Origin of the sequence: Nitratireductor alexandrii, from assembly GCF_004000215.1 — a bacterium.
Classification (GTDB): domain Bacteria; phylum Pseudomonadota; class Alphaproteobacteria; order Rhizobiales; family Rhizobiaceae; genus Mangrovimarina; species Mangrovimarina alexandrii.
Genome location: NZ_RBVY01000013.1, coordinates 54,412 through 81,061, shown reverse-complemented (window position 1 = coordinate 81,061; position 26,650 = coordinate 54,412). Strand labels below are relative to the sequence as shown.

Here is a 26,650-nt window from a genome sequence, read left to right as displayed (position 1 = left end):
TGGTCAACAGGCCGTTAACCAAGAAAATTTGCGACAGGCCCTTCTCGGTCGGCATGAAGCTGATGGCGCTGGTGATGATCGCGCGCATCGGTTCGGAAGTCCTTATCGATCTCGCCAACTCACCTTCGGGCACCGACGAGTTTCTCTCGACTCTCGCCATCGGCGGTATCTCCGTTGTGGTGTTCGTCATCGCCATGTACGTCCCCAACATCGTCCAGGGCGTCGTGCAGGGCGTGTCGGTGACCGGCGGCATGGAGACGATCCGGCACGGCGGCCAGGCCGCGACCATGGCCGCCGGCGGCGCTGCGCTGGCCTGGGGCGGGGCGCGGGCAGGGGCCTCGGCCTACTCCGACGCACGGGCGGCCGGCAGCTCATTCGGCGCGGCTGCGCTCAAGGGTATGACCAGCGGCGCAAGTGCCGCCGGCTCCGCGCTCGCCTCGGCCGGCCGGGACAAGGCAATCGGCGTTCCCGGCACCTGGGGCGCATCGACGCTTGGCCTCGCCAATTCCAAGCTCGACCAGAGCCAGGACCGCCCCACCACAAGAAAATCAGCAGACGACAAGGCGTGACGTAGACCATGGCCGCAAAGAGCCCACCGGAAAATCCCTACCTTGCCGCGCGCCAGGAATGGAACGAACGCTACGGGTCGTATGTGAAAGCGGCCGCGTCCTGGCGCATCGTCGGCGTGACCGGGATGTTGATGGCAGTGATCGGTTTCTCCTATGCGCTCTATCAGAGCACACAGGTGCAGCTGGTGCCCTATATCGTGGAAGTCGATCGGCTCGGCACGGCGGCGAGCGCCGGCTTCCCGCAACAGATCGAATATGCCGACCCGCGCGTGGTGCGTGCCACGCTCGGCAGCTTCGTCAGCAATTTCCGGTCGGTCACGCCCGATGCCGTGGTGCAGAAGCAGTATATCGACCGCACCTATGCGCATCTGCGCACCGCCGATCCGGCGACGGAGAAGGTCAATGCCTGGTTCCGGGGGAATTCGCCATTCGACCGCGCCCGCACGATGACGGTGGCCGTCGAGGTCACGAACATCGTGCCGCTCTCCAACCAGAGCTACCAGGTCGACTGGACGGAATATGAGCGCGACCGGCAGGGCAGGGAGCAGGACGTAAAGCGGTTTCGGGGCGTGGCCACGGTCACGCTCACGCCACCCCAGGACGAGGCGGTCATCCGCCTCAACCCGATCGGCCTTTACCTCAGAAATTTCGACTGGACGGCGCAGCTGTGAGTGCCCGGAGGATCCCTTTCATGAATTTTTCCAAATTCCGGAGCGCAGCACTTTGCACCGGACTTGTTTTCTCGACGATTGGAGTGCCGGCCCTGGCGCAGCCCCTAGATGCCACGGAACAGCGTGGCACGAGCCTTTCGGGCCAGTGGCAGCAAGGGCAGGGGGTCGTGACGCACGGCCCTGACGGCAAGGTCGTCTTCCTCTTCGGCCAGATTCAGCCGTCGGTGGTCTGCTCGCCGCTTCAGGTGTGCGACATCGAACTCCAGCCGGGCGAAATCGTGCGCGATGTGCTGCTCGGCGACACTGTGCGCTGGAAGGTCGAACCGGCGACGTCGGGCGCGCCGGGCAGCCAGGCAGTGCATCTGATCGTCAAACCATCGGAACCCGGCCTCGTCACCTCGATGGTGGTGACGACCTCGCGGCGCACGTACCACATCCAGCTCAAGTCCCATCAGACGAATTACATGGCGCGAGTCGGGTTCGATTATCCCGAAGACGTCAATGCCCGCTTTGCCGAGATCGCTGAGCGCATGGAGGCGAGCATTATGCCCGGCGCCGGCGTGCCGGCGGAACAGCTCAATTTCTCGTTCCGAGTGAGCGGAACGGCGCGATGGCGGCCGACCCGCATCTACAGCGATGGCCAGAAAACCTACATCCAGTTCCCCTCGTCGCTGTCGGGCCAGGATGCGCCGGTGCTGTTCGTGGTTTCCGGCGGCGAGAACCGGATCGTCAACTACCGCATGAACGGCACCATGATGGTGGTCGACTATTACATCGACAGCGCGATCCTGGTCTCCGGCGTTGGCCGCGCCCAGGAGAAAATCACGATCAGGCGGGGAGGGTAGGGGATGCACGGTCCTTTGATTCACGCTCGCCTGGTGGCTTTCGTCCTGTGCGCGGCACTGCTGGCCGGGTGCCAGACACTTGGCGGTTCGGGTCTGGTTACGAGTTCGGCGACCGCACAGCTCACCCCGGAGGCGGCGTCCTCGATAGCCGGGGACATGGTCGAGCGGTTTGCCGAGCAGGTCGGTCCCGGCACGACGACAATCCAGCTCAAACCCGACGGCTCCATTTTCGGCGAGGCGCTCGAGTCCTCTCTGAAGGGTTGGGGCTATGCGGTCGCCACGGATCAGGTGACGGAGGGGACCAACACCGTTGCCCTCGCATATGTCGTCGATGCGTATGAGGGCAGCATCCTCGTCCGCTTGTCGACCCAAGCACTGGATCTCACGCGCATGTACGAGTTGGGCGGGGAGGGGGCGACACCGATCTCGCCGCTTTCGATGATGCAGCGCGAGGGACGTGAGCCGCAATGACAGAGAGCCTCAAGCTGGGTGGTTCCGATCTCTCGGGCGGGCCGCGCATCCGCCGCCTCAATCGCCTTCCGATCGTCGCGGCTATCGTGCTCGTGGTGCTCTTCCTTGCCGCGATCTTCTACGGCCTGTCGTCAAGGGGGCTCCGCCTCGGAGGTGACGACTCCGCGGACGCACCCGGTTCACGTCCGGCCTCAACCCATGCCGATCAGCTCAAGGAGGGTGTGCCGGACGGCATCATCGGGGAGCCGGCACAGCCGCAGTTCGAGCCGGCTCCAGCCGAACCCGACGAGCCTGCGGAAAACCTGTTCATGCCGGAGCCGCCGGCATCGCCCACCGACGAGGCACAGGAGCAGGCGCTGGAGCCGGAAGAGCAATGGCGCGCACGCCTCGAGCGAGAGCAAGAAGAACAGCTCATGCGCGAGCTGCACCGTCAGCGCATGGCACGGTATCAAGCCAATGACGCGGCATTTGATTCCCCGATTGCCGTTTCCCTGCGCGACCTTTCGGCTGACAGCACCGGGGGCACGGCCGCGGCCCCTGGCGAACCGCAAGCGTCGGCTGGCCGGCCGCAGAGCGCGCTCGATCTCTACGCCGCCGCCATGGAGGCGGGCGTTGGTGGCGCCACGGACGCGAACGGGCAGGCGGCCAAGGAGCGCTTCTTCAATCAGGACATTCGGGATCTTGGTTACCTTCCCAATCCGGTCATCGAGCAGATTTCGTCCTATGAGCTCAAGCGCGGCTCGGTCATCCCGGCAACGCTCGTCACGGGCATCAACTCGGACCTTCCCGGGCGGATCACGGCTCAGGTCTCGCAGAATGTCTACGACAGCGCGACGGGCCGGCACCTTCTCATCCCGCAAGGATCGAAACTCTTCGGCCGCTACGATTCTGAGGTCACATTCGGACAGGACGGCGTGCTCGTCATCTGGACCGATCTCATCTTTCCGAACGGATCGACGCTGCAGATCGGCGGCATGGCGGGGACCGATGCGGCTGGCTATGGCGGGTTCCGGGACCAGGTCGACAACCATTATCTGCGCACGTTCGGCTCGGCGATACTGGTCGCTCTGATCGGGGCCGGGACGGAAATGATGCTGCCACAGGACCGCAATAGCTTCGGCACGGCAAACAGTGCCGAGGACGCCGCCAGGCGCTCCTTTGCCGAAACCTTCGGTCAAATCTCCGAGCAGACGGTCGCGCGCAACCTCAACGTCCAGCCGACACTCGAGATCCGTCCGGGCTACCGGTTCAACGTCCTCGTCGACCAGGACATCGTCTTCCCCGGGTCGTATCGGTAGCGATGACCCATTTCGTTTTCAACGCTCCGTGCAGAAGGGACGCCTTCTGTCGCGGGGCTTGCCATTGGACCCGCCCACAATTGAACGCCAATTTGCTCAATCTCATCGACAGGCTTTCGCTGCCGCTTGACGAGCGGGCGGCCCGCAGATCGTTGCGGGATTTCGCGGACGATACAGGGTTTGATTTCTTCGCCTATCTCTATCTTCGTGGTCCGGAGAGCTTCGCGGTCTCGAACTATCCGCGCGCCTGGCAGGAGCTTTATGTGCAACGGGAGTTCATCCGGGTCGATCCGGTGGTGACCAAGGCAAAGCACGGACCGCCGTTGTTCTCATGGTCGGCGGATGAGGCGCGGCGCAACGGACGAAGGGACGTGATCAGGTTCTTCATCGAGGCCGACCGGTTCGGCATCAGGTCTGGAATCTCGATTTCGATTCCCGTGGGGTTCAGGGATCGCATGGTGTTCACGCTTGCGAGCGGGAGGCCTGTATCGAAACTGAGCGAGGACATCGATCCGGTCACCGCTGCGGTCTCCGTCGCCTTCGTGCACTCCCGACTGGGAGGTGAACGCGGCGACGCGTCGCTAGCGACCAGCATCCGGCTATCGCCGCGCGAGGCTGAGTGCCTGCGCTGGTTCGCGGAGGGGATGTCGATGGCCGATATCGCTCTCATGCTCGACATCTCGTATCGCTCCGTTCGGTCCTATATCGACGCGGCTACGAACAAGCTGGGCGCCGCCAACAACCGGCAGGCAGGTACGATTGCTACACGAATCGGACTAATATGACCGTGGTCATGCCAGCTAGCCGGCTAATTGATCACTGGGCGCTGCCCGTCGACCTCAGGAACGAACCCGAGGCGCTCGACTACCAGGCTCACGACCTGATGCTGCGCATGAAGGTTGAGCATGGCGATCCGGTAGTCGTGCCTCAACTGCCCCAGATGCTCGTCTCTCGAACCGGCGGCGTCAAGCTGGCTGACCTCCTCGAACAGCTCCTGGGCCTTCTGCAACCGGCTCCTGTTCTCCCGAATGACCGCGACGGCCACCTGTGCCAGCTCTTTCTCACTCAGCTCGGCCAGGAGAGCGTTGATGACACTGGATGTCGCCGCCGGGCCGGGTCCGATGTCGACGTCTGGTTTTGTTCGCATTCAATCCCTGCGGCTTGGTTCGCGGTGCGCCCCCGCAAACTATAAAGACCATGACCCCAAGCCGGGGGTTAGAAAACCGCCACAGACGGTCCCTGCGACCTTTAGCACGAGTGCCTGGACATGCGTCGCAGGCCCCCGGCCGTGGCCAGAGGATCCTTGGTGTCGCGTCAGCCGACACCTACTCTGTGGTGGGGTTTCTAAGCCCCAAGGCGGCGCGTACCGCCTCGGAGCCCTTATAGGACATGGTTGCCGCGTCGACCAGAGAACCATGTCACAAAAGCGAGGGTCGATTAGGCGTGGCGGGGGATTGGGGTCTGCCGCGGCTCTACATTCGCCAGCACAGGCGCGAGAAGTCTGCCGGCTTCGCCCAGGCGCTTTCGCATGGTGTCCGACATGTCGAATATGCCGGCATAGGTCATCGTCCTGCCGATGCGTGTGGGGGTGCCGATGACCTCGAAGACGCAATCGATCGTGCGAAAGATTCGCGCCATTCGCGCGTCGAAGACGGATACGACGTGCTCGACGCCAGCCCGCTGGCAAACCTCGACGATGCCGCAAAGGAGCTCGATTGTCGTGCGGTTGACCACATGGTTGGCCTCTGTGCGTTCGCATGCGTTGAACGTGGCAGGGTTCACGGCGAAACGGGAGCTTTCCCAGATAAGGGGACTCGCCGGGGCGCCGCCGGGCACAAGAACCGGGAAGACGTCGCGCAACATGTTTGGACTGGTGGTCGGGAGCAGTCGCACCGCGCCCTGCAGCGCTCCGGTCCGTTCGTCGAGCGAAAGCAGGTAGAGGGGATCTTCGGCGTCGAAGCGGTCGATCTCCCTTCCATCTGTGACGGTGACATCCCATTCGAGCCGGTCGGCGAATACCGTCGCCCGCATTCGAAACATCTCGTCAATCAGGGTGGAGTGACGATCCCGCTCCGCGCCTTCGATGATGATGATCATGGTGTTGCTCCTTGCGTTTGTTAAAAACGCTGAAGCAACTAGACCCCGGGAGACGGCCTCGAAATCCGGCGCATCTGCCGGATTTACGGCAGTTGAGTGAGCAGACTAGCCTTGCCGGCTTTGTTGACCGCATGGGTGTTGTTAGCGGCACCAAGCTTGTGGCGGGCGCTCTCAAGATAGCAGCGCACGGTGTGCTCCGACAGGCCGAGGATAACGGCGGTCTCCCACGCCGTCTTTCCCTCGGCTACCCACAACAGGCACTCTCGCTCGCGCGGGGACAGCCTGGCCTGCTCCACGGTCTTCCCCTCCAACCGCAGAATCGCCTGGTGCATATGGAGCGCCAGCATTTGGAAGTCGCGCATGTAGTGGAGTCGGAGGTACCGCCAGTCGCGATCGCTGGCGTCGCTCGTGATCGAGACCAGCGCTCTATCACCGTGCTGGCCGTGGACGGGCAGGGAGATGCCACGACGGCCGAGGCCGAACTCCTTTGCCTCCCCGAACAGGCGCCGAACGTCCTCGTCTGCCCGATCAAACTCGTCCCAGTCGATCGGCAGCATACGGCGCATACCGATCTGCACGGTCGGATCGATATCGACGAAGCGCTGGGCCTTGTAGTGATCAACCCATTCGTTCGAATAGGTCACTGCGAGATAGGGGGATTGTCCAGGCTGTGCAGTCACTCCAGAGCCCAGATAGGCCACCGTCTTCAGCCCATAGATGTCGAGCAGCCTACCCAAGAGTTCGGGAATCCCAGTCGCGTCGGTTAGCTCCCCAAGCTTTTCGAGCAGTTCGAAAAGTTCCAGATCACCGGAGTATCGATCTCGCCGGTTCATGCTCAACGCCCTTTCTGCAGTGCTGTAGTGCGTACAACCGCTGATCGTCTATCAAGGAAAACCGGACCAGGCGACATTCCTGCCCGGGGATGAATTCTATACGAGCCAGCCGCCGGTCGGGCGGCCAATCGGCTCAAGTTCTGGTGGCCGCTGGCTGCCTTCCATCGTCGGTCGCGTTCAAGACCTGGGGCACGCCCCCGACGACATGGCGCAGAGCTTTGCCGCGCAGGTCGCCAACATCAGGACGCTCGGTTGCTATGGCGGCGGCTCTAGATCGGCGCGTCGAGGAGACGTACTTTGTGTTCAATAGATTGGTAATTGGGCCGAATAAAGATGACTTCTTCCGTCATCTTTTAGAGGCACATTGGCTGCAGAAAATCAAGGCGTATGCGTGATCAGATCCGAGACCTTCGCACATGCTCTCATGATCGGGTTGTACTTCCCCATTTGAGCTTGGTTCACGGCATACGGTTTCCGGTCCCCTGACGCAAACCGCACAGCCCGGCTAGTCATCTGCTCATCTCAGATGTTGAACGCCATGATAAGTGGAAGATCGAAGAGCCGCGCCCAGGCAATGGTTGCTGACTTCTGAATAGCGACGATGCTTGTGCCGTCTGTCCACCAGCCGTTTCCCGTCGCCACAATGATGTCGGGTGCGTAGAGTGCCGATTGCAGGACAGGCCAGACAATCAGCTGCTCATAACAAATCAGCGGCATCAACCGCACACTGCCGGTTTCGACGATCGGATTGCCGAAGAAGTGCGCCCGCGCGCCGCCGGACTCGCCAATCAGCGTTAGCCATGGCTGCCACATCGAGATTGGCACCGGCATTCTCTCTCGGTAGAGGATGCGCGCTCCCTCGCCCGAGATTTCGACCATGACATTGTCATAGCCCTGCCCGTCAACCAGGATCGCTCCGGCATTGACGGTGACGTCGACTCCTTTGAGCTCACGGACCCAAAGGCGTTCAACGGTCGGCGTCCACACACCGGCGGCACCCTCGGGCAGTACCACGATCTTGTTGCCCTGGGCCGCTGCTGCCTTTACCGCGGCAATCGTCTCGCGATGCTGGAACAACCCGGCATATGTGCCGCGTTCACCCCCGAATTTCGTATCGACACCGATCCAGCCCTGGGGCAGGCTGGGCTCCGTCCAGGTTGCGGCGGACCAGGCAAGCGCTCCTCCCCAGACGAGCGTTGCGATCGGCCAGAACTTCGTCGTCATGGCGAGGAGGCTGATCGCTGCCGCCACGAGGCCCCACCATCCCCAGCCCGGGAACACGATCCCGGTCGCCGTGATCGGATGCGCCCAACCCACGATTCCGAAGGGCGGCACGCTCATGAGGATTGCCGCGGCGGCATATCGAAGGGTTCGTCCCGCCCCGGGCCGCGATGTCCACAGTACAGCATGCACGGCGACGAAGGCGAGCGATGCGCCGAGCCAGAGCGCGAGACCTTCGGCGATCCCGCTGCCAAAGTAATTGACAACACCCTGTGGCAGACCGCGTGACGTGGCGAGGAAATATCCCGCCGACACAATTGCGGCCGCAGTCCGCGAGGGAGAATTTGCCCACAGGGCGGGAAACACCAAGGCGAGCGGAAGGGTGAGGGGATTGCCGCTCCATCCGATCACTCCGACTGCCACGGCGACCGCCGTGAGACCGACAGTCTTCACGACGTCACGGGTGTATGGTGAGGACGGGATAGGCCAAACCGAGGACGCCGGCGGCCGGGACCGGCCCGAAATATCTGGAGTCATAGGAACCTGCGAAATCAGAGTGAAGGAAGATGTGACCGCGCGGCACGACGCCGCCGGTGAAGGGAGTGAGCGCCCTGCCCTCGGCGTCTGCGACGCGCAGGTCGGAGCCGGTCAGCGGCACGTCATCAACACTCACCGCGCCAGCGATCTCAACCCGCTGCCCCTGCGTCGCAACGACGGTCTTGATCAGCGGGCTCAGCCATCCCGGACAGAGCCCCGACCGCAGATATCCTCGCTGCCGCGCGAGTGTGAACGCGGTCGTTGGCGGCGGGCAGATGATGATGAGATCGCCGACTGCAACCTCACGGTCGAGCGGCACGATCCGCCAGATCCCGAGCGGGTAGCTCGGGGTAAGATTGATGCGCAGGCCGCCTACGTAGCCGAGGGCGAGCAGGCAGATCACGGCAGCGGCGCCGATTCCGAGAATGGCGAGTGCGCAATGCCGGCGGGTCATTTGAGCACCTGGGACTGACGCTGGCTCTGACGCAGCGCCTCGGTCTCCTTGAGCGCCTGGACGGTGCGCTCGTGGGCGGCGAGCTGCTGTGCCGTGCGCATCATCGGCCAGGCCGTAACAAGCTTCTCGCGTTCGGCCGCAGGCAGGCCGAGGGCCACCTTCCTGAACAGGGCGCCCTCGATGTCGCGCGCGCCATTCGACAGCAATGTGCGTTCCCCGAACCGCTCGGACACCGCCTTGTTGAACCCGTCGATCTCGGCTTTGGCCATGCGATCGGCCAGCGCGAATCCAAGCGCTGCCGTGAGATCGTTGCGGTCGATCGCGTCGCGCACCTTTTCGAGCACGACACGCGCCGCGGGTGAAAGCGCTGGAATATCGATGGAGACGCGATGGCGCAGCGCCGTTTCATCGGCCTCGAGCCTGCGCGTAGCCGCCTCGCGCAAACGCAGGTAGCGCTCGATCTCGCGCCCGAGTGCCGGGATGTTCGCCTCGGCCTCACGCCGCGCTCCGCGATCCGCCCGGCTCGCCATAATCCCATCACGGCCGCGCAGAGCGCCGATGGAGGCGGGTTCACGCGCAAGGACTCCAAGCCGCTCTGACGCTGTTGCACGATCGGTGAGCATGGCGTCGAAGCGCATGGCGCCAAACGCCGCCTCCGGATCTGCGAAGACCAGGCGGAACCGGTCGGATACCTCCTCCCACTGTCTCGCGACCTCCTTATCCGCATGGACCTTCGCTGCTGCGACCTCCGAGATGGATTTGGAGAATGTGGTCACGCCCTTGACCATCGGCTCGGCCTCCTTCTTCGATTGGACGGCGGACAGGGTGGCGTCGAACAGGCCGATTCGGACGCCGACGGCGCGGAGCTTGCGGCCGAGATCGGCAAGGCGCCGCTTCTGGCGCAGCGTCCAGTCGAGCCGGTCGCGGGCGAGTGTGCGGGCGACGCGCATGAGATGAAGTCCGCGGCTGTTGGCGAAGCTGAGCGCCTGCCGGTAGAAGCGTCCGGCGGCATAATCGAGAGTGGTTTCCTTGGCGTTGCGCCGCGACAGGAGCGTTTCGAGGCCGCCCGCGATCTGGAATGACCGCGCGCCGTAAAAGAGCTGGAGATCCTCCCTGTGCCGGGTCATCGCCACATAGGTCAGGTGCCGGTCCAGCGAGAGCGAGGCAAGCACTTTCACGCGATCGACGGTCGCGCCCTGGCTCTTGTGGATCGTGGTGGCGTAGCCGAGATCGAGATTACGATAGAACCGCTCCTCGACTTCAACGCGGCGCTTGTCTGCACCCTTGCCGATTTCCGCGACAATCCTGCCTGGCCCGGCTTCGACCACCTTGGCGATCATGCCGTTCTTGACACCGAGCGCGCCCTCGTTCCTGAGAAACACGATCTGGTCGCCAGCATCGAAATGCCGTGTCCCCTCTTCCGTTTGAAACGCATGGCCTTCGCCGACAATGCCACGCTCGAGCAGCTTTTCGCGGGCGAGCCGGTTGAGTTCACGCACGTCGCGGCGCAGATGGGCCAGGATGAGTGTGGTCTTCTCGGCATCGTATTCGCGGTTCCAGGATGCGATCAGGCTGTCGACCGCCTGAGCCTTCAGCCTCTCCCCGACCACCATGCCGCGGCCCCGATAGGCCGAGAGCGCGGCCGTCACATTGCCGCGCGCGAGATCGAGCGAGGCGGTGCGCATCCAGGCGTCTTTCTGGCGGTAGATCGTCTCCAGCTCGGCATAGCCGGTGCGCTCGACGATGGCGCGGAAGGCGGCACCCGCCTCGATTGGCTGGAGCTGCTCGGCGTCGCCGACAAGCACCAGCTTGGCGCCAGCCTTCGACACCGCCTCGACGAATGTCGCCATCTGTTTCGACGCGACCATGCCGGCCTCGTCCAGGACGAAGATGGTCTTGTTGTCGAGGCGGTTGCGCGCCTCGTTCCAGCGCAGCTCCCAGGACGCAAGTGTGCGGGACGGGATTCCAGCTTCCGTCTCGAGGCCCTCGGCCGCCTTGCCGGCCAGCGCGCCCCCGAGCACGGTGTAGCCTGCCGCCTCCCATGCCTCGCGCGCCGCGCGCATCATGGTCGTCTTGCCAGCGCCGGCGCGGCCGACAACGGTCGCAATCCGCGCGCCGGACGTCACGTGCGCGATGGCCGTGCGCTGCTCGTCTGAAAGACGGTCGTGACGCGCGAACACGTCGGCGACGATCTTCTCCCGAACGCCGAGCCACTTCGCCTTCACGAGCGCGGACGCGCGGGAGACCATCGCCGCCTCGAGGCGGATCAGCTCGCGCGTGGTGAGCTTGTCCGGCAAGCGCGCGCCGGTCGCAAAGTCGACCGTCCCGGATTCGAGACGCAGACAATCCGGGCTTTGAACGATCCGCGCCAGGAGCTGCTGGAAGGTTCCGGGATCGTCGACATAGCGATGCAGCACCTTGGCGATGTCGCGCTCATCGAACACGCTCTTTTCGCGTGAGACGAGATCGAGCACGATTTCCGGCCGGGCCTGAATGCGCTCGGCGTTCACCGCGCGCGCAGCCGCATGCGATGCGAGGCGTTCGAGCCTGGGTGCCCTGCCCTCGCGCGTTGCCCGGCGCTCGATCGCCTTTGCGCCCGGGCCGATATGGGTCGTGGGCACAAGGTCCATGCCGCGCTCCGCATAGGATCGTCCGTCGACGCGGATCTCGAAGCCGCCCAACGCGAGGTGCTGGTTCTGAAGATCGAGCCAGCGTTGCCGCTGCTCGAGGAATTCGGCCTTCTCGCCCGCCCAGAGACGATACTGGATCTTTCCGTTCTTCGTGCGGATCGCCTGGCCGTCGGCACCGATCACGGCGACCTTCTTGGCCCCGAATCCGCTCTCGGTCAGGGGGCGCAGCGTCGTCATCAAATGCACATGCGGATTGCCTGGATCGTCGTGATAGACCCAGTCGGCGACCTGCCCGCGGCCGAGCACCTGCTCCTGGACGAACTGGCGCACCAGCGCGACGTTCTGTGCCTTCGACAGTTCCACCGGCAGCGCGATGATAAATTCCTTGGCGAACTGCGCGTCGGCGCGTTTTTCAAAGGCCTCGACCTTGTTCCAGAATGCTTCAACGGCGCCCGCGACCGAGCGGTCGGCGATCATCTCACGCGCCCATTTCGGCGCATCGGCGGGAAGCAGGAATTCCTCGTGTGCGAGATTGCGCTTTCCGGAATAGTCGACCGTCCTGGCCTCGGCCGCATGCTCCATCTTCGCGCAGTGGCGGTAGGCGGCCGACAACACGGCACTGCGCCCATCAGCGCGGCCGATGATCTGGGGCGTGAAATGCGTGATGGCCACGGTGACTGCGATCCCGGCGGTTGAACGACATGCGTTCCGCAGGGCCACGCCTCTCCCGGGCGGGGCCGGGCGCGGAACGTCGCGTCAGCGACGTATTACTGCGCCCTTGGAGGCATTCCTTCGGAACGCCGGGATGATCTCTCAAAGCGTCGGCTTCGCCGACCCGTCATTTCTGCCGGGTCGCGCTGCGCGCGATCCCGGCCGATCCTCGCCATCGCTACAAAGCGAATGGTCGAGAAGGAAAACTACCGGAATGAAGAAGCCGTCATCGAAGATCAGGGAAGAAATCGCCAGGCTGCAGGAGCAGCTCAAGCAGGCCGAAACGCGCGAGGCCGAGCGCATTGGACGGCTCGCCCTCAAGGCCGGTCTCGGCGATATCGAGATTGAGGAGCGCGCGCTCGTGTCCGCTCTTGAGGACCTCGCGGCCCGGTTTCGCAAGGGGAGCGGACGGGCGGCCAGGCCAGCGACGGCGCCGGTCGCGCCTGGCGCGGCTCAGGGGCCGTCTGGCGAGGCTTGAGCGGATGCGGCAGGCAAGCCAGTCAGAGGCGCGCAAGAAGGATACGCGCGAGAAGATCCAGCTCGGCGGGCTGATCGCCAAGGCCGGGCTTCGTTACGAGAAGCGCGCTTTGCTGCTCGGCCTCCTGATCGATGGCGCGAGCCGGATAAGGACCGACCAAGACGAGCGCGCGCGGCTGATGGCGATCGGGATGAAGGCGTTCGCCGATGAACCCGACTAAGCTCGCCATGGTCGCTGCCCCGGTCATCGTCATGGCGGGGGCGTGCCTCGCACTGACGGGGATGGAGCACTGGCTCGCAAGCTTAGCCCGCGCGCCGGACGCGCGCATGATGCTTGGCCGGATGGGCATCGCGCTGCCCTACGCGGTCGCAGGCGGGGCCGGCGTCGTGTTTCTCTTTGCGGCCAGGGGCGCGATCTCAATCCGGCTCGCGGGCTGGGGGGTCGTGGCTGGCACGTTGGTGGTGATCACAATGGCGGCGGTCCGCGAGATCGGCCGGCTCGCCGCATTCGCTGCAACGGTGCCTCCAGGCACATCGATCGTCGAATACACCGACCCCGCCACGCTGACAGGGGCGGTCGTTGCGGCGGTCGCCGGCGTGTTCGGTCTGCGCGTCGCCATTCGCGGCAATGCCGCTTTCGCGTCGGCCGCGCCCCGTCGGGTCCGGGGCAAACGTGCCATCCATGGGGAGGGCGAGTGGATGACCATTTCTGCTGCCCGGCGTCTCTTTCCCGAGGCCGGCGGCATCGTCGTCGGCGAGGCCTGTCGCGTCGACAGGCAAGCGGCCGGCGGGCCCGGTTTCCGCGCCGACGACCGCGCGACCTGGGGTGCTGGCGGAAAATCGCCGCTGCTGTGCTTCGACGGTTCGTTCGGCTCGTCGCACGGGCTGGTCTTCGCCGGGTCGGGCGGCTTCAAGACCACCTCGGTGACCGTTCCGACAGCGCTCAAATGGGGCGGCGGGCTGGTCGCCCTCGATCCATCAAACGAGGTAGCGCCGATGGTGATCTCTCACCGGCGCAAGGCCGGCCGATCGGTCTTCGTGCTCGACCCGAAGGAGCCGGGCACCGGCTTCAACGTGCTCGACTGGATCGGGCGGTTTGGCGGGACAAAGGAGGAAGACGTGGTGGCGGTCGCCACCTGGGTCGTAACCGACACCGCTCGCCAGGCATCCATCCGCGACGACTTCTTTCGCGCGTCCGCGCTTCAGCTCATCACAGTGCTGATCGCCGATGTGTGCCTGTCGGGTCATACGGAGAGGGAAAACCAGCATCTGCGGCAGATGAGGGCGAACCTTTCCGAGCCGGAGCCCAAGCTGCGCGAGCGGCTGCAGCTGATCTACGACAATTCCCAATCCGCGTTCGTGAAGGAGAACGTCGCCCCCTTCATCGCCATGACGCCCGAGACCTTCTCCGGCGTCTATGCCAATGCGGTCAAGGAGACGCATTGGCTTTCCTATCCGAACTATGCCGCGCTGGTCTCCGGCAACAGCTTCTCGACCGACGATCTGGCGGACGGCGACTCCGACGTGTTCGTCAATCTCGACCTCAAGACGCTCGAGGCGCATCCCGGCCTGGCGCGCACCATTATCGGCGCACTGGCCAACGCGATCTACAACCGGAATGGCGAGATGAAGGGCCGCACGCTCTTCCTGCTCGATGAGGTCGCGCGGCTGGGATATCTCCGCATCCTGGAGACCGCTCGGGACGCCGGGCGCAAATACGGCATCAGCCTGCTGCTCCTGTTCCAGTCCATTGGCCAGATGCGTGAGACCTATGGTGGGCGGGACGCATCGAGCAAATGGTTCGAGTCAGCCTCGTGGATTTCTTTCGCGGCAATCAACGATCCGGAGACCGCGGATTACATTTCGCGGCGCTGCGGAAACACGACGGTCGAGGTGGAGCAGCTCAGCCGGACCTCGCGCATGTCGGGATCCTCGCGCACGCGTTCGCGACAGCTCTCCGCCCGGCCGCTGATCCTGCCCGAGGAGGTCCTGCAGATGCGCGCCGACGAACAGATCGTCTTCACGGCCGGCAATCCGCCGCTCAGATGCGGCCGCGCCATCTGGTTCCGGCGGGAAGATATGGTCTCGATCGTCGGAGAAAGCCGATTCAGGGCAAGTAGCCCCGTCCTGTAACCGTTGCTTGCCAGGCCTCGCGATCTGTAGACAATGGAAACCGTTGGGGAGGCGGCAATGGCGTTCTTGAAGTGGCTGTTCGGCAGATCTTCGACAAAGGGCTGGACCGTGTCGGAGAATGGCAACCCGATGCTCGTTGACGGGCCCACCCGCATCACGGTCTTTCCTCAGGATCGCGGATGGAAGTTCTGCATCGCAGACGTCGAGGACAGGACGGAACCCTATTTCTCCGAAGCATATTCCAGTGAACAAGATGCACGCGAAGAGGCAATCGCGTACTACCGGGAAGAACCGCCACGGCATCAGCCTCTTTCGGCGTCGGGTGCCGAAAGCCGCCGTGAGCGTTGGGAAGCACACATCCGCGACCGCACAAAACTGATCGAGGAGATCCGGCGGTTCCTTTCAGAGAACCCCGATTTGAGCATCACCGCGCTGCGGAAACCTGAAGCCAAGGTCGCCAGCCACATCAAGCAGCTCGAATGGCAAGTTGCCGAATACCACCGTGCCGATGTTTCGCCGGAACTGATCCAACTGGCGAAACGGCAGGCGCAGACGCTTTCTGAACTTGCCCGAGAGATTAGTGCCAGGATCGAAGCCAGGCAGAAACAGCGCCCACCGCGCAGCGCCCCCGTCCAGGACAGCCAGTTGACAGATGAACTGGCCGGCAGGGTCGACAAGGTCATTGGCCTCCTCGCGAACGAGCCGGTGATGGATGACGAGAGGCGAGAGCGGTTAAGCAGGCGATCGATGCAGGCCGCCACAAAGAAGATGCTCGATCAAGGGCTCACCTATGGAGAGGCATCTGGTGCGCCGGATTTCCTGAACCAAGACGAGGCCTCCTTTCGTGCTTTCATGAAAGAGGCCGATCAGGACCTGTCGTGGCAGTGCGACACGGTCGCGGATGCCTTCCAACGGTATCTCGCCACAGGCGAAGTTCCGGCGCCTCACTATCCGATGAGGATTGCCGTTCTTTTGCACAGGGCCCGGGATTTTGCTCGGGAGAAGCAGTTTCTGGCCGCGTGGTGCACGCATTTTCCGTCTGGGAATGGCACCACCTACGCCAAGATTGTCGAAAGAGCCAAAAAGTGCGGCGCGGTGCCCTCCTGACCAGCCGGCGAGGGTCGGGGTTCCTCTGCATGGCCCCTCTTCCGACTATTGCAGGAACGATCGGCGTTCCCTCCACCCGCGGGTTCCCCGGGTTTGAGGTCGTATCAATCCCGTGAATCGATCAGGGCCAACCGATTCAGGAAATGCGTTGGACGACGCTTCCGCGTGGAGCGAGACTTCCGCACATGAACGATCGCCGTTCGGTTCATCTTCGCCGCATTGACCCGTCGCAGAACATGCGGCGGTTCTACAGCCTTTCCGTTCAGCCCACATTGTTCGGCGGGGCGTCCCTCGTGCGGGATTGGGGTCGGATCGGAACGCGCGGCCAGTCGATGATCGAAACCTTCGACACGCCGGCCGAGGCCGGCGATGCGATGTTGCGGCTCGAACGCAGGAAGCGGCGCCGGGGCTATCGCGACCCGCATTTTTCGCTGAGCGGCAGGCGGGAGTGAAGTGGACGACTGGCGTAGGATCTGGCGGCTGTCGTTCCGTCGAAACAGAAATGGCCCCGCCTATTCGGCGGGGCCGTTGGGGATCTGGTTAGTCCCGGTTGCCGTTAGGGCGGGACCAGATGAGCTGCACGCCTTCCTGGCCTTCCACCTCGATGAGGGTGGCGTAGATCGGAGCCGGGAAGCTCGGGTCGTCCAGCTTGACCGAAAGGTAGTCGCGTTCGGTCTGCTTGGCCTGTTTCTGCCACGCCGCACCCAGCTCAACTGCACCCGAGAAGATGCGGAAATGCGGTCCGTTCTCGGAAGGGCTTTCGACGCGCTCGAAGCGGGCCTTGACGTTCAGCGTTAGAGTTTTGATCGCACCCGTGAATCCGGTCTTGGTGGTGGTGAAGGTGCCGATGTTTGCCATTGTCGTGTTCCTTTCGAAGTTCCGAGCCGCGCCCATCGCGGTCTCGATGGCTGTCGAAGAGATCGGGAACGACCGGCGCGCACCTGAAAGGCCGCAATGAAATGGAGGACGGCCGAGAGGAACTTTCTTGGTTCGCGAGGAATGCGAACATCAGTTCGCAGGGGAGGAAAGTTTTGGACGGGCGTTGCGAAATGCCGGTCGAGGTGGAGCCGTTTCCCGGTCAGACATGCCCCATCGAGACCGCGCCGGGCGAGCTCCAAGACCTCGAGGTGAAGGGAACACGACCATGGCGCCCGAGCCCGGAGCCATTGCGCTCCCGCGACATCCGTCGGTGGGATCAACCGCGCGCTCGACGCTGGCGACTTTGACGGCAGACTGCCACGCCTGCAGCCGGGCTCCATTCGCTGGTTCTCGCGCGCACGACGAGCGGTGCCGTACCCAGTCGGTCGAAGAACATAACCGTCGCCCCTACCGTCCTCCGCTGGTCAGCCAGCCTCGGCAGAGTTACGGCTTCCGGCATCCGCTTGGAAGCCCGCAGCCCGATGCCCACGATATCTCGCGGCCGGACTGCAATCGGAAGGATCGAAGGCTGCCTAGACACCGCACATACCCTCGCACTCGTTCGGCCACAGGTCGAGTTGCCCGTGGTCGGAAAGCGTCGACAGATCGGCTTCGTCAAGAGGAACGGCGGACCGATGGAGAAAGACCTCTCCCCGAATTCCACGCAAACCCGTCCGGATGGCTCGATCGACCTCGACCGCATCGGACCAGGCAGCGGGATCATGATCGCGCATGGCGCGCCAGCGTGCGTTGTCATGGAACGGACAGCCGATGCAGGCCGATTTCGGCGGTTGGGGGTAATCGTGGCGGCGCAGCCAGGCGATGCAGTCCCGCCGGCTCATGCGCATCTCGATCAACGGCCAGCGGTTGACCTGCCAGGTTTCGCGGCTCGGTTTCACGCGCATGATCTCATCGCACGAGATTCCGATCCATTGCTCGACAACGGCATGGCCGGGCGAGCGCTTGCGGGCGAGCCCCGCAAGCTCCCTGACCTTCCGGCGGATCGGCACGATCTTGAAATCCGTGGTGCATTGACGCCGGATCATGCCGATCGAAACGGTGTCGCGTGACGTGCGCCGTGTGGCGACCTGGACGAGTTCGCCGGCCGCATCCTCGTCGAATCCGGGCACGGCGGATCCCACCGGGGTGACGGTTTTGGCGAACGCTGGAATCGACGCCCAGCGTTTACCCTTCGCGGCGCCCATGAGCTGATCACGTATGTTGCCCGCCGAAACGACATGGATGGGAAACGGCAGGACGTTGGGCGATCGCAGCCAGTCGAGATGGTCATAGACCGCCTTTGGCTCCCAGCCCGTTTCGGCGAATATGGCGCAATCGGGCATTGGTCCAATCTCGCCATGGGCCGCCATCAGCGCCAACGTGGTCGATTGGACACCGGCGCCGAGCGATAGCACGCGCAGCCGGATGGCGGAGGGCTCGATGCCCTCCGCAGCAGCATTCGAAAAGGAAAGCATCAGGCCGCCTCCAACTGTCCCGTGTCGGTGGCGGAGGGCTGCAGGCCGTGCAGATAGGTCACGGCCCGTTGCGCATGGGCGGCGGCCTGAAAGATTGCCCGTCGGTCGTCGGAAAGGACGCGCAACCAGCTCGCCACATAGGACGCATGGTCCGGCCGTGGTTCGAGTTCGGGAACGATGCCGAGGTCCGCGCAAAGCAGTGCCGAGCCGATCTCCGCGACGAGCTCTTCGCGCGCGCGCTCGGTCTTGTCCCTGGCGTAGCGGCTCAGATCGCGGCCAACCCGATTGGGCCTCGAGGTCCAGTGGACTGTTTCGTGACTGAGCACGGCGACGTAGGATTCGGCGTCCCGGAACGTCTCGAAGGGCGGCATCTGGATGTGATCGCTTGCCGGCGCGTAGAATGCCCGCGCGCCGCCATGACGGATCACGGCCCCGGTATTGGCGAAGAAGCGGTCGGCATGTTCGATCCGCTCGACAGGATCAATGACCTTCGCGGGCCGGTGGTGATAGTGATCGGGAAGCCCGTCGATCTGGTCGCAATTGAAGACGGTGTACGTCTTGAGAAACGAAATATCGCGCTCCAGTTCCTCGCCCTGGGCGTCCGTCTCGGTTTTCGTGAACCGGCTCGCATAGACGACCGTCGCGCCGGTTTCGCCCTTGCGGACTTGTGCGCCGATCTGAGCCGCCTGCCGATAGGTCATCCAGAGCGGCGCGGTGAACCCGCGCGCCAGGCTCTCCGACCACAGCAACAGGACGTTGATGCCGGTGTATGGTTCACCGGTGTGGCGCAGCGGCCGGGTGATCCGGCCGTCGACATGGCCGACGCTCCAGGGTTTCACCCACGGCCGCACGCCCTTCTCCAGATCGGCAACGATCTTTTGCGTTATGCGCGCGTAGATATCGGTCTTCGCGCCCTTTTCTTTCTTGCTCATCTCAACCTCCGTTTCTGGAGGCCGCGCCGATCGCGGCCCCGTCACGGGGCCGGTTCAGGCGGAGCATCAGGGCGCGCCTGCACCCGCAGGGCCGGACCGAAGGGAAGGACGGCGCAAGCCGTTGCCGGCGCGGCCGGCTCCGCCCGGGCCACCAACCGGGACGGGCCGCGGTCGGGCGAAACAAGCGCGGCGGCGCCTGGCGCCGCCGCTGCGGAAAGTGAACCGAGAGCCGGTTCAGTGAACCGCGTGTCCACCGGTGTAGGGATCGTATTCGAAGAGGATGTCGACCTCGGCGTCGTCGACTTCGTCGGCGGGCAGCACCCCATATGCGTCGTCGGACTGGAAGAGGACCACCGGGGTCATCAGGGTGCGGGCGAGTCTCCAGGCGTGTTTCTGGGCGAGGGAAAGATCGTGCGACATCCGAGGCTCCATCGTTGGAGCGGGCCAATTCCCGCTCTGATGGCTCCGTCAGTGTGCGGCACGCGGACGCGATCACCGTGCAGGCGTCAGCCAAACGGCCGCAGCCTTGCTAGCGGACCCTTTACGGGTTGATCGTGGAAGTTCCGCGGCCGCACCAGGAATGCCATCCCTGAAGAGCGGGATTGACCCTCCCCGGGACTTGAAGCCCGTGTTGCGCGTTCTCGAGGGGGAAGCCGGGCTTGCTTTTCGTCTGATACAACATTATTGTTGTAACGATGATTCCTGCCCTCGTCCAATTGCCCGGCTCTCCGTGGCCTACACTGCCCGCCGGGATGCACGCGGCGAGTTTGGAGGACGTGGCGGCTGCTTTCGCAACGAACGTTTGGCGGCGGGAGCTTTTCGAGGGGCTCGTTCTCGCCTCCGGCAAGCTGCGATTGGCGGGATGTGCGATGATATATCTCGACGGGAGCTATGTGACAGGCAAGCCGAGGCCTGGCGACTTCGATGCATGCTGGGACCCTACCGGGGTCAATCCGGCCAAGCTTGATCCCGTGTTCCTGGAATTTTCGAACGGTCGGGCAGGGCAGAAAGCGGCATTCAAGGGCGAGTTCTTTCCGTCCTCGATGATGTGCGCGGATGTCGGGCGGGCATTCGTCGATTTTTTCCAACTGGATCGTTTCACAGGAAAACACAAAGGGATCATCGCCATTTCGCTTTCGGCCGATCCGCTTCTCTCCGGGAAGGTGCAGCCATGATTTACAGCGACAAACAGTATGGCGTATCGAGTGCCCAACTAGCCAAGTTGCAAGACGCCCTTGCTGCTGCGAAAGCGCGCGCATCGGATCAGCATTGGCTCAAGCAGGCGGAAATTGATGGGCTCGAAAGCCAAATCGCCGATATAGAGGCGGAGCTTGCTGAATACGATCTGCTGAAATCCGGCCAGGTCTCGTTCTCGAAAACCTATGCGCTTGAAGAATTGCCGCATGTGCTGGTGCAGGCACGAATTGCCTCCGGAATGAGTCAAACGGACCTCGCCCAGAGACTTGGCATGAAGCCGCAACAGGTGCAGCGCTACGAGGCGACCGACTACATGGGCGCAAGCCTTGGTCGGCTGATCGAGATTTCGAAGACGCTCGGTGTGAAGGCGTCGGGAAGTTTTGAGGGACCGAGGCAGGCTGGCGGATCCGTGTTCGCGTGGGGTGATGCCGATGATATCGTCTGGGGGCAGTTTCCCTACAAGGAGATGATCAAACGCAGGTGGTTTGATCTGCCCCGCGGCGCAAACCCGATCGAGCGCGTCAAGGAGTACTTCCTGCACGCGGCCGGACCGCAATTCGCGACAGTCTTCCATCGCAAGAAGATGCGCAGTGGAAACGTGCCGAACGAATACGCCCTACTCGCGTGGCAGGCGCGCATTCTTGAGCGCGCGCGTAGCAAGATCGAAGCAGAAGAGATCGGGACGTTCGAACTCGATGACCGGTGGCTGCCGGAATTGGTGCATCTCACGAAAAGGAAGGACGGGCCGAAGCGTGCCCGCGATCTGTTGGCAGAGAAAGGCATCGTTCTCGTCGTCGAGCGTCACCTGCCAGGGTCGTATTTGGACGGCGCCGCCATGCTCGCTGATGGTGAGACACCAGTTGTGGGCCTTACGCTACGCTATGATCGACTGGATAATTTCTGGTTTGTGCTGTTGCATGAGCTCGGTCATGTCTTCCTGCACCTCTTCGACGGTTTGCGGTTCGACTTCTTCGACGAAGAGGACGGCAATGACGGTGATGCGATCGAGGCGCAGGCTGACAAATTCGCACTCGACGCGCTGATACCGGAAGCATTGTGGGATCAGTGTCTGTCCCGCTTCGCCCTTTCGGAAGAGGCGGTGAGGATCGACGCGGAGACGATCGGGATCGATCCGAGCATCATCGCGGGGCGCATCAGGAAGGAGCGCGGCAACTACACCATCCTGAACAATCTGGTTGGTCGGGACCAGGTGCGCTCGCAGCTAGAGGAGGCGAGCGATGATCTTGACTGAGGATATGTATGTTCCGGCGTTGCGGTGGCGTCAGGGCGAATACCAGGCGCTCGCCCGCCTTGCCGCCGTCGCCAAGGACCGTATCGTGCCCTATGTCACGATTCCAGAAGTCGAATTCGATTTCGAGTTGTGGCAGCCGAAGAAGACGGTTCAGGAGCATGTGCATCCGTTTGCCGCTCGCTTCAAGGCCAAGTGGGGGCAACGGCCAGCGTGGGTAGGCGTGCATCCCAGTATTTCCGGCAACCCCATGGGCGACGGCCGCGACATCTTCACATACGTGTTCGAAGCCATGCGGACATTCCAGGCAAATGCGATGCCCGCCGTTCCTCTCGATGCCTCCTCATCCATGGTCGCATCGGTTGCAGGAATCGTTGCGACCGATGACCTTGGAGCGGCTATCACAGTTCGGCTGGAGGATCTGATGAAGCCCCATGCGCGAATGCGCATCGAGGCTTTGACCGCAGCGCTTGGTGTATCGCTCGACGAAGTTGACCTCATTATCGATCTCGGCGCACCGAATTTTGAGCCCTACAATGCTTTTGCTGGCGCGCTCATTGCGGCAATGCAAAAGCTTGGGGATCTGCATGCCTTCCGCAATTTCGTCGTGATCGGCACGGCGATACCGGAAACGTTCAAGGATGTTGCCAAGGGCGCCGACCAGCTCCCGCGTCACGACTGGCTCTTCTATCGGGCGCTGCTCGGCAAGATGCCAGCCGGCGTTCGCCAGCCGAACTACGGCGACTACACGATCGTCCATCCAGAATTCAAGGCGTTGGATATGCGCATGATCAAGGCGGCCGGAAAGCTCGTCTATACGACGACGACGGCTTGGGAGGTGCGCAAGGGCGGGGCATTCAACGACAATCGTGCACAGATGCATGGTCACTGCGCGTCAATCGTAGCGTCGGGAAAGTTCGACGGTGCCGGCTATTCAAGCGGCGATGAATATATCGCAAGATGCGCGGTTCATAAGGAAGGACCGAGCAATCAGACGCGGTGGAAGGAGGTGGCGATCAACCACCACATCACGCGTGTGCTGGACGATCTCGCCACGCTTGGCGCTGCGCCATGAAAGTGCGAATGGAGGCGGTGATCTCGCGCAAGCTCATGGCTTCACATAGCATCTCGTAAAGCTGCCTTCTCGGCCGCCGGAGGTCCTTCGGCGCATATCCTGCCTGGCCCAAGAGTTCGATGACTTCATCGCGCCAGAGAAGATGCGCCATCATGACCGGATCGATCTCGGGATTGGCGATGGCGTTTCGCAATACATGAAAGCTGATACCGCCTCGTGGTCCCTGCTCCGCCACGATCACGCCGCACCATTCGGGGGCGTGACTCATGATGCTTGCGACATGCTTCGGCGCAGCGACGAGTGAGAGCTTTTGTAGCGTCTGGCGGTAGATGTCGATCTGCGTCGCGAACCGGTCCAGGTTGTCCTTGGCGCTCTTGATTTCATAGCCGTGGATACAGCCGTTGATGACGGCCACGTCGATACGACTTCGGGCGTGCGCAAGGCCCAGTTCGTCGATCACGAGCGTATCGGGATGAGATTTGGCGCGCCGCAATCGTTTGGCATGTAGCGCAGTGCGAATGTCTGCGTCTGTCGTTCCCAACTTTGTCATGGCCGCCATCGTCATCCCCCCAGCCCACTTTCTGCCGGAAGTTCTGCTTTGTGCCAAGGTGGCATTCTGACTCACCTGACATTTCTCGGGGGCGTCACCAGCGATGTGCACGCCGATCGAGCTCGACCCTGAAGACCGCTGTTCTGGCCGAATGCTTATTGTCGTAACAATCTCTCGCGGGAAGGCAGCTATCGAACCGAACGGGCGGAGCCGGAGCTCCGCCCGAGCCGTTCAGCCAAGGGCGGCCATCTGCATTTCGGCCGCCTTGCGATCGACGGTCTGGCCGGGATTTTCGACATGGCGTTCGAAGGGCTTCCAGGCTTCGCCGACGACCTCTTCGTAGGCAGCCACCACGCCTTCGGCGGCGCAGCGGAGCGCGTGGGCCTGAATGCCCATGTCGGCAGCGAATTCGCGCTTGCGCTGGGCGGCGCTGTCGAAACCGACCGGACCGTCGAGGTCCGCGTCGCGGTCGTCGTTGGCGTTTCTGGCCGTGGCATCGCGGGCTTCCGAGACCGACCGGGAATAGAATTGACCGGCGCCGTGGGCTGAACCGACATAGGAGCCGACGATCCGCTGGAGATGGATCTGCATGGCCCGTTCGCCGAGGCCTTCGTTCAAGGAATCGGCCGTTTCGATGATGATCTTGCGATGGAGATCACGGATCCCGTCGCTGTCGATGACGGGGAGGCCGAAGCTTTCGGCAATGAGGGATGCCTGGGCGCTGTCGGGACAGGCGAGGCGGACCATTTCGAGGGAGGCGCCCTTGCGGAGCTGGACGACTTTGCTGGATTGACGGCTGGAACGAGCGGTTCTGGTCATGTGAGAGTCCTTTCCTTCACGGTCTGGCCGAAGGCTCGAGCCGGCCCCTGCCGGCCCTCCCTTCGGGCGCGGTCCAGAAAAACCGGCGGAAGGAGGAGGCTTCAGGGTCCGTGCGGACCAAAGCCGAGCGGACCAGCTTTGCGGGCAAGCAGGGCCCTTTGACCTCGCACCGTCCCGCGGGGCTGGTTTGCCGAGGCTGGTGCGGATGGCCGCTCCGCGGCGCGCCAGCGGCCTTGAAGGCTCCGGCCGCCGGTTTAGGACCGAAGCCAGAACCGAAGGGAGGCCGGCATGGGTGGCGTTCCACCGAAGCTGACTCATGAAGGAAGTGACAATGATCCGGGACAGCACGCCCGTCATCCCGACAGGCTGGACACCCCGGCATTTTGCGGCCGAACACTGCGGTCCTCGCTTCTCTTCCTGACGATGGCAGTCGCACACGCCCGAGGAGCGAGCTCCCGTGAAACGGTATCGATCGAGTCAGTTCCTTCGACGTCTGGAAGGTATCAGCCAACAGACGCCTTGCATGCGCTATCGGTGCGTAGACGGGCGGATCCGGGTCGTTTTTCCGCGCTTGGCTCTCGCGTGGTGCTCCATTCGGGAAACGGTGTTGCTCCCGGCGTGTAGTCGGCCGGAATCACGACAGGTGCCATCGATGCGGCGAGGTCTTCGCCGGCGACGGCCCAATCGACGATCGTGCCGGCCGCCGGAACAGATGCTGCACAACGGTCGAACTGGTTCTCCAAAGCAGCTGCGACAGCCGAACGAGGACTGGCGGCCTGCGTGTCGACGAGGATGTGTACCGCGACGAGATAGGTGGTCATCGGTTGGGTCTCCGTGCTGGATGGTTGAAGCGTGGCGCGCGGATCGAGACGAGCACCGCGCGCTTCCAGGCATCGGCGCCTGTGAAGCGATGGCGATGGCGCGTGTGTTGGACGACAAGACGGGGATGCGCGCCCTCCATCCCGAACGCAGCCCGCCAGCCGAAGCGGACCGCGATCGCTTTCCATGGGATGGACATCACCTCCCCCAGGCGACAAAGCTCGAGGGCCCGTCATAGGATGCGTGGCGCGCCGGATCGACGACGAAACCGAAACGACCGACCTCGTAGTCGCCGGCCGGGACCAGAAAGCGCCGGCGCTCGAGGCAATCACCACGGCCTCCACCGAGCGTGGCGATCACTTCAACAAAACCGTCGTGGTGCTCTGACCTGATCGCCGACACGACGACCCAGTCACCGGCATGCCGCGCCTCGAATGCCCGGCGATCCTTCTTTCGGGATTCGCCGGGCCGCAGAACGGTTCCGAAGATCACCTCCCAGGCGTCCGGCCAGGAGTCCTTCAGTGTCTGCTCGGCACATCGCCGTTCGAATCCGGTGAACAGGTGCGGGAAGGTGATCGCAACGATCGCCCATTCGGAGTCTTCCTCGTACCAGCCGTCCCTTTTTCGGAGCCGGGAGTGGACACTGGCATTGCGGTCGGTCGAGAGATGGAAACCGCCGTGTCCGGCCGTCGAATGGCAGACGATGCCCTCGGCAAAGACCGTCGCGCCCTGCGAGGGTCCCCATGGCGTATGGGCGCGGGAGCGGATTTCCCGGCGACCGAGCGCGCTCTTTTCGCGATTGTGCTCGGCCTGCTCGAGCACCTTTGCCCTGAATTCCGCCTCGTCCGCGAGTTGGCCACCATGCCCGTAGAAGTCATTGCGGGTGAGTTCCGCCAGCGGCCGGCGCGCGCACCAGCATGTGGCGAGAAAATACTGGCCGACGCGCCCCGGCAGCATGGCAAAGACAGTGTCATCGACGCGCGCCACGGGAAATCCTTCAGCACTGATGCCGAAATGAGCCCCCGACTGGCCCGGCGTTCCACCCGGCCGAGGGTGCGATGGCTGATCACGGGTCATGCCGCCCTCCCCTCGACCTGATCGGCCGCAGCCATGTCCGCGGTTACCTCACGGAGCACGGCATTTGGATAGCCGTGCCGCGACAACCATTCATCGGCGGCCTGACGGTTGGCCGCGACATGGACGAGCTCGGCCTCATCGCCGGGGCGGTCGAGCACGAGGACGGAGCCGATGGCGGGCCGTTCGACTACCGTGAAGGCGAGGTCGCTATCGACCGAAAAGGTCTTGAAGACCCTGAGCACGATCACCGCCTTGCTGCCGAAATCGCCCTCATGAAGCGTGATCGCGGCCGGTATTGTGGTTTCGCCGACGCGCGTGCCGGCCTGTTTCCTGACGAGCCGGCCGGTGTTGTTGCGACTTTCCCAGGCCCGAAGCTTGCGCCGATGGCGTTCGGGGGGTTTTGGGGTGCCGTCGGAATAGCGGATGATCGCGCCCAGCGGCACGTGGTCAAAGATCAATTGCGCGGACATGGATGTCCTCCTGTT

29 protein-coding genes are annotated in these 26,650 nt (G+C 63.4%); 14 read left to right on the top strand and 15 right to left on the bottom strand.

The features are described from left to right. The 6 genes from EP380_RS22060 to EP380_RS22035 all read left to right on the top strand — a co-directional run. On the top strand, positions 1-569 hold a 569-nt coding region (locus EP380_RS22060; RefSeq protein ID WP_476739147.1), incomplete at its 5' end, for a TrbL/VirB6 family protein. Positions 570-577: 8 nt separating this feature from the next. Next, a complete protein-coding gene (locus EP380_RS22055; RefSeq protein WP_127600924.1) occupies positions 578-1,240 on the top strand; it encodes a conjugal transfer protein TrbF in 663 nt (220 codons plus the stop codon). Between the two features lie 20 nt (positions 1,241-1,260). Beyond that, positions 1,261-2,085: a P-type conjugative transfer protein TrbG gene (gene trbG, locus EP380_RS22050; protein ID WP_127600922.1), complete on the top strand. Its 825-nt coding sequence runs from the start codon at positions 1,261-1,263 to the stop codon at positions 2,083-2,085. Between the two features lie 3 nt (positions 2,086-2,088). Beyond that, the gene (gene trbH / locus EP380_RS22045; protein WP_127600920.1) at positions 2,089-2,556 is read left to right on the top strand and encodes a conjugal transfer protein TrbH; all 468 of its coding nucleotides are present in this window, start codon (positions 2,089-2,091) and stop codon (positions 2,554-2,556) included. Beyond that, positions 2,553-3,854, top strand: coding sequence for an IncP-type conjugal transfer protein TrbI (gene trbI / locus EP380_RS22040; RefSeq protein WP_127600918.1), 1,302 nt, complete (start codon positions 2,553-2,555; stop codon positions 3,852-3,854). The genes trbH and trbI overlap by 4 nt, the downstream gene beginning before the upstream one ends. An 80-nt stretch (positions 3,855-3,934) precedes the next feature. Continuing rightward, positions 3,935-4,639, top strand: a complete 705-nt coding sequence (locus EP380_RS22035) for an autoinducer binding domain-containing protein (protein ID WP_164749958.1) — start codon at positions 3,935-3,937, stop codon at positions 4,637-4,639. A gap of 23 nt (positions 4,640-4,662) precedes the next feature. On the opposite strand, the gene EP380_RS22030 is transcribed toward EP380_RS22035, so the two are convergent. The 6 genes from EP380_RS22030 to traA all read right to left on the bottom strand — a co-directional run bounded on the left by EP380_RS22030 (position 4,663) and on the right by traA (position 12,298). Beyond that, entirely contained in the window at positions 4,663-5,001 is a 339-nt protein-coding gene (locus tag EP380_RS22030; RefSeq protein WP_127600914.1) for a transcriptional repressor TraM, read from the bottom strand. A gap of 290 nt (positions 5,002-5,291) precedes the next feature. Next, entirely contained in the window at positions 5,292-5,951 is a 660-nt protein-coding gene (locus EP380_RS22025; protein ID WP_127600912.1) for an acyl-homoserine-lactone synthase, read from the bottom strand. Positions 5,952-6,034: 83 nt separating this feature from the next. Next, positions 6,035-6,784, bottom strand: a complete 750-nt coding sequence (locus EP380_RS22020) for a LuxR family transcriptional regulator (protein ID WP_127600909.1) — start codon at positions 6,782-6,784, stop codon at positions 6,035-6,037. Positions 6,785-7,306: 522 nt separating this feature from the next. Beyond that, the gene (locus EP380_RS22015; RefSeq protein ID WP_238719995.1) at positions 7,307-8,458 is read right to left on the bottom strand and encodes a conjugal transfer protein TraB; all 1,152 of its coding nucleotides are present in this window, start codon (positions 8,456-8,458) and stop codon (positions 7,307-7,309) included. A gap of 4 nt (positions 8,459-8,462) precedes the next feature. Continuing rightward, a complete protein-coding gene (traF, locus tag EP380_RS22010) occupies positions 8,463-8,996 on the bottom strand; it encodes a conjugative transfer signal peptidase TraF (protein WP_127600905.1) in 534 nt (177 codons plus the stop codon). Continuing rightward, positions 8,993-12,298, bottom strand: coding sequence for a Ti-type conjugative transfer relaxase TraA (gene traA, locus EP380_RS22005; protein WP_127600903.1), 3,306 nt, complete (start codon positions 12,296-12,298; stop codon positions 8,993-8,995). Before traA ends, traF begins: the two co-directional genes overlap by 4 nt. Positions 12,299-12,551: 253 nt before the next feature. On the opposite strand from traA, the gene traC reads away from it, so the two are divergent. The 5 genes from traC to EP380_RS21980 all read left to right on the top strand — a co-directional run bounded on the left by traC (position 12,552) and on the right by EP380_RS21980 (position 16,506). Further along, on the top strand, positions 12,552-12,815 hold the full coding sequence (gene traC / locus EP380_RS22000; protein ID WP_127600901.1) for a conjugal transfer protein TraC: 264 nt from the start codon (positions 12,552-12,554) through the stop codon (positions 12,813-12,815). A gap of 4 nt (positions 12,816-12,819) precedes the next feature. Beyond that, entirely contained in the window at positions 12,820-13,035 is a 216-nt protein-coding gene (gene traD / locus EP380_RS21995) for a conjugal transfer protein TraD (protein WP_127600899.1), read from the top strand. Further along, positions 13,022-14,947 carry a Ti-type conjugative transfer system protein TraG gene (gene traG / locus EP380_RS21990; RefSeq protein WP_127600897.1) on the top strand — a complete coding sequence of 642 codons (1,926 nt, stop codon included), beginning with the start codon at positions 13,022-13,024 and terminating at the stop codon, positions 14,945-14,947. The genes traD and traG overlap by 14 nt, the downstream gene beginning before the upstream one ends. A 57-nt stretch (positions 14,948-15,004) precedes the next feature. Further along, positions 15,005-16,054, top strand: coding sequence for a hypothetical protein (locus tag EP380_RS21985; protein ID WP_127600895.1), 1,050 nt, complete (start codon positions 15,005-15,007; stop codon positions 16,052-16,054). A 185-nt stretch (positions 16,055-16,239) separates the two neighbouring features. Continuing rightward, the gene (locus tag EP380_RS21980) at positions 16,240-16,506 is read left to right on the top strand and encodes a WGR domain-containing protein (RefSeq protein ID WP_127600893.1); all 267 of its coding nucleotides are present in this window, start codon (positions 16,240-16,242) and stop codon (positions 16,504-16,506) included. Between the two features lie 88 nt (positions 16,507-16,594). Here the strand turns inward: EP380_RS21980 and EP380_RS21975 are convergent, their stop codons facing one another. The 4 genes from EP380_RS21975 to EP380_RS21960 form a co-directional block, all read right to left on the bottom strand. Next, the gene (locus EP380_RS21975) at positions 16,595-16,912 is read right to left on the bottom strand and encodes a DUF736 domain-containing protein (RefSeq protein WP_127600891.1); all 318 of its coding nucleotides are present in this window, start codon (positions 16,910-16,912) and stop codon (positions 16,595-16,597) included. Positions 16,913-17,505: 593 nt separating this feature from the next. Next, positions 17,506-18,447 (bottom strand): hypothetical protein, encoded by a 942-nt coding sequence (locus EP380_RS21970; protein WP_127600889.1) that lies wholly within the window; start codon positions 18,445-18,447, stop codon positions 17,506-17,508. After that, positions 18,447-19,379 carry an ArdC family protein gene (locus EP380_RS21965; RefSeq protein ID WP_127600887.1) on the bottom strand — a complete coding sequence of 311 codons (933 nt, stop codon included), beginning with the start codon at positions 19,377-19,379 and terminating at the stop codon, positions 18,447-18,449. The genes EP380_RS21970 and EP380_RS21965 overlap by 1 nt, the downstream gene beginning before the upstream one ends. A 234-nt stretch (positions 19,380-19,613) precedes the next feature. Further along, on the bottom strand, positions 19,614-19,799 hold the full coding sequence (locus EP380_RS21960) for a hypothetical protein (protein WP_106573446.1): 186 nt from the start codon (positions 19,797-19,799) through the stop codon (positions 19,614-19,616). 275 nt (positions 19,800-20,074) lie between these two features. Between EP380_RS21960 and EP380_RS21955 the strand changes: the two genes are divergently transcribed. From EP380_RS21955 to EP380_RS21945, 3 genes are read left to right on the top strand one after another with little or no spacing between them, the layout of a single operon-like run. Beyond that, a complete protein-coding gene (locus EP380_RS21955; RefSeq protein WP_127600885.1) occupies positions 20,075-20,554 on the top strand; it encodes a DUF6932 family protein in 480 nt (159 codons plus the stop codon). Continuing rightward, positions 20,551-21,828, top strand: coding sequence for an XRE family transcriptional regulator (locus tag EP380_RS21950; RefSeq protein ID WP_127600884.1), 1,278 nt, complete (start codon positions 20,551-20,553; stop codon positions 21,826-21,828). The genes EP380_RS21955 and EP380_RS21950 overlap by 4 nt, the downstream gene beginning before the upstream one ends. After that, the gene (locus EP380_RS21945) at positions 21,815-22,900 is read left to right on the top strand and encodes a beta family protein (protein ID WP_127600882.1); all 1,086 of its coding nucleotides are present in this window, start codon (positions 21,815-21,817) and stop codon (positions 22,898-22,900) included. Before EP380_RS21950 ends, EP380_RS21945 begins: the two co-directional genes overlap by 14 nt. Here the strand turns inward: EP380_RS21945 and EP380_RS21940 are convergent. From EP380_RS21940 to EP380_RS21915, 5 genes are all read right to left on the bottom strand, one after another. Continuing rightward, entirely contained in the window at positions 22,854-23,459 is a 606-nt protein-coding gene (locus tag EP380_RS21940) for a sce7726 family protein (protein WP_127600943.1), read from the bottom strand. The two genes, EP380_RS21945 and EP380_RS21940, sit on opposite strands and share 47 nt — an antisense overlap. A gap of 222 nt (positions 23,460-23,681) precedes the next feature. After that, on the bottom strand, positions 23,682-24,269 hold the full coding sequence (locus EP380_RS21935; protein WP_127600880.1) for a hypothetical protein: 588 nt from the start codon (positions 24,267-24,269) through the stop codon (positions 23,682-23,684). Between the two features lie 503 nt (positions 24,270-24,772). Beyond that, positions 24,773-25,090 (bottom strand): hypothetical protein, encoded by a 318-nt coding sequence (locus tag EP380_RS21930; protein ID WP_238719994.1) that lies wholly within the window; start codon positions 25,088-25,090, stop codon positions 24,773-24,775. A gap of 196 nt (positions 25,091-25,286) precedes the next feature. Continuing rightward, the gene (locus EP380_RS21920) at positions 25,287-26,165 is read right to left on the bottom strand and encodes a DUF7007 domain-containing protein (protein WP_127600878.1); all 879 of its coding nucleotides are present in this window, start codon (positions 26,163-26,165) and stop codon (positions 25,287-25,289) included. Then, positions 26,162-26,635 (bottom strand): hypothetical protein, encoded by a 474-nt coding sequence (locus EP380_RS21915; RefSeq protein WP_127600876.1) that lies wholly within the window; start codon positions 26,633-26,635, stop codon positions 26,162-26,164. Before EP380_RS21915 ends, EP380_RS21920 begins: the two co-directional genes overlap by 4 nt. Positions 26,636-26,650: the final 15 nt, after the last annotated feature.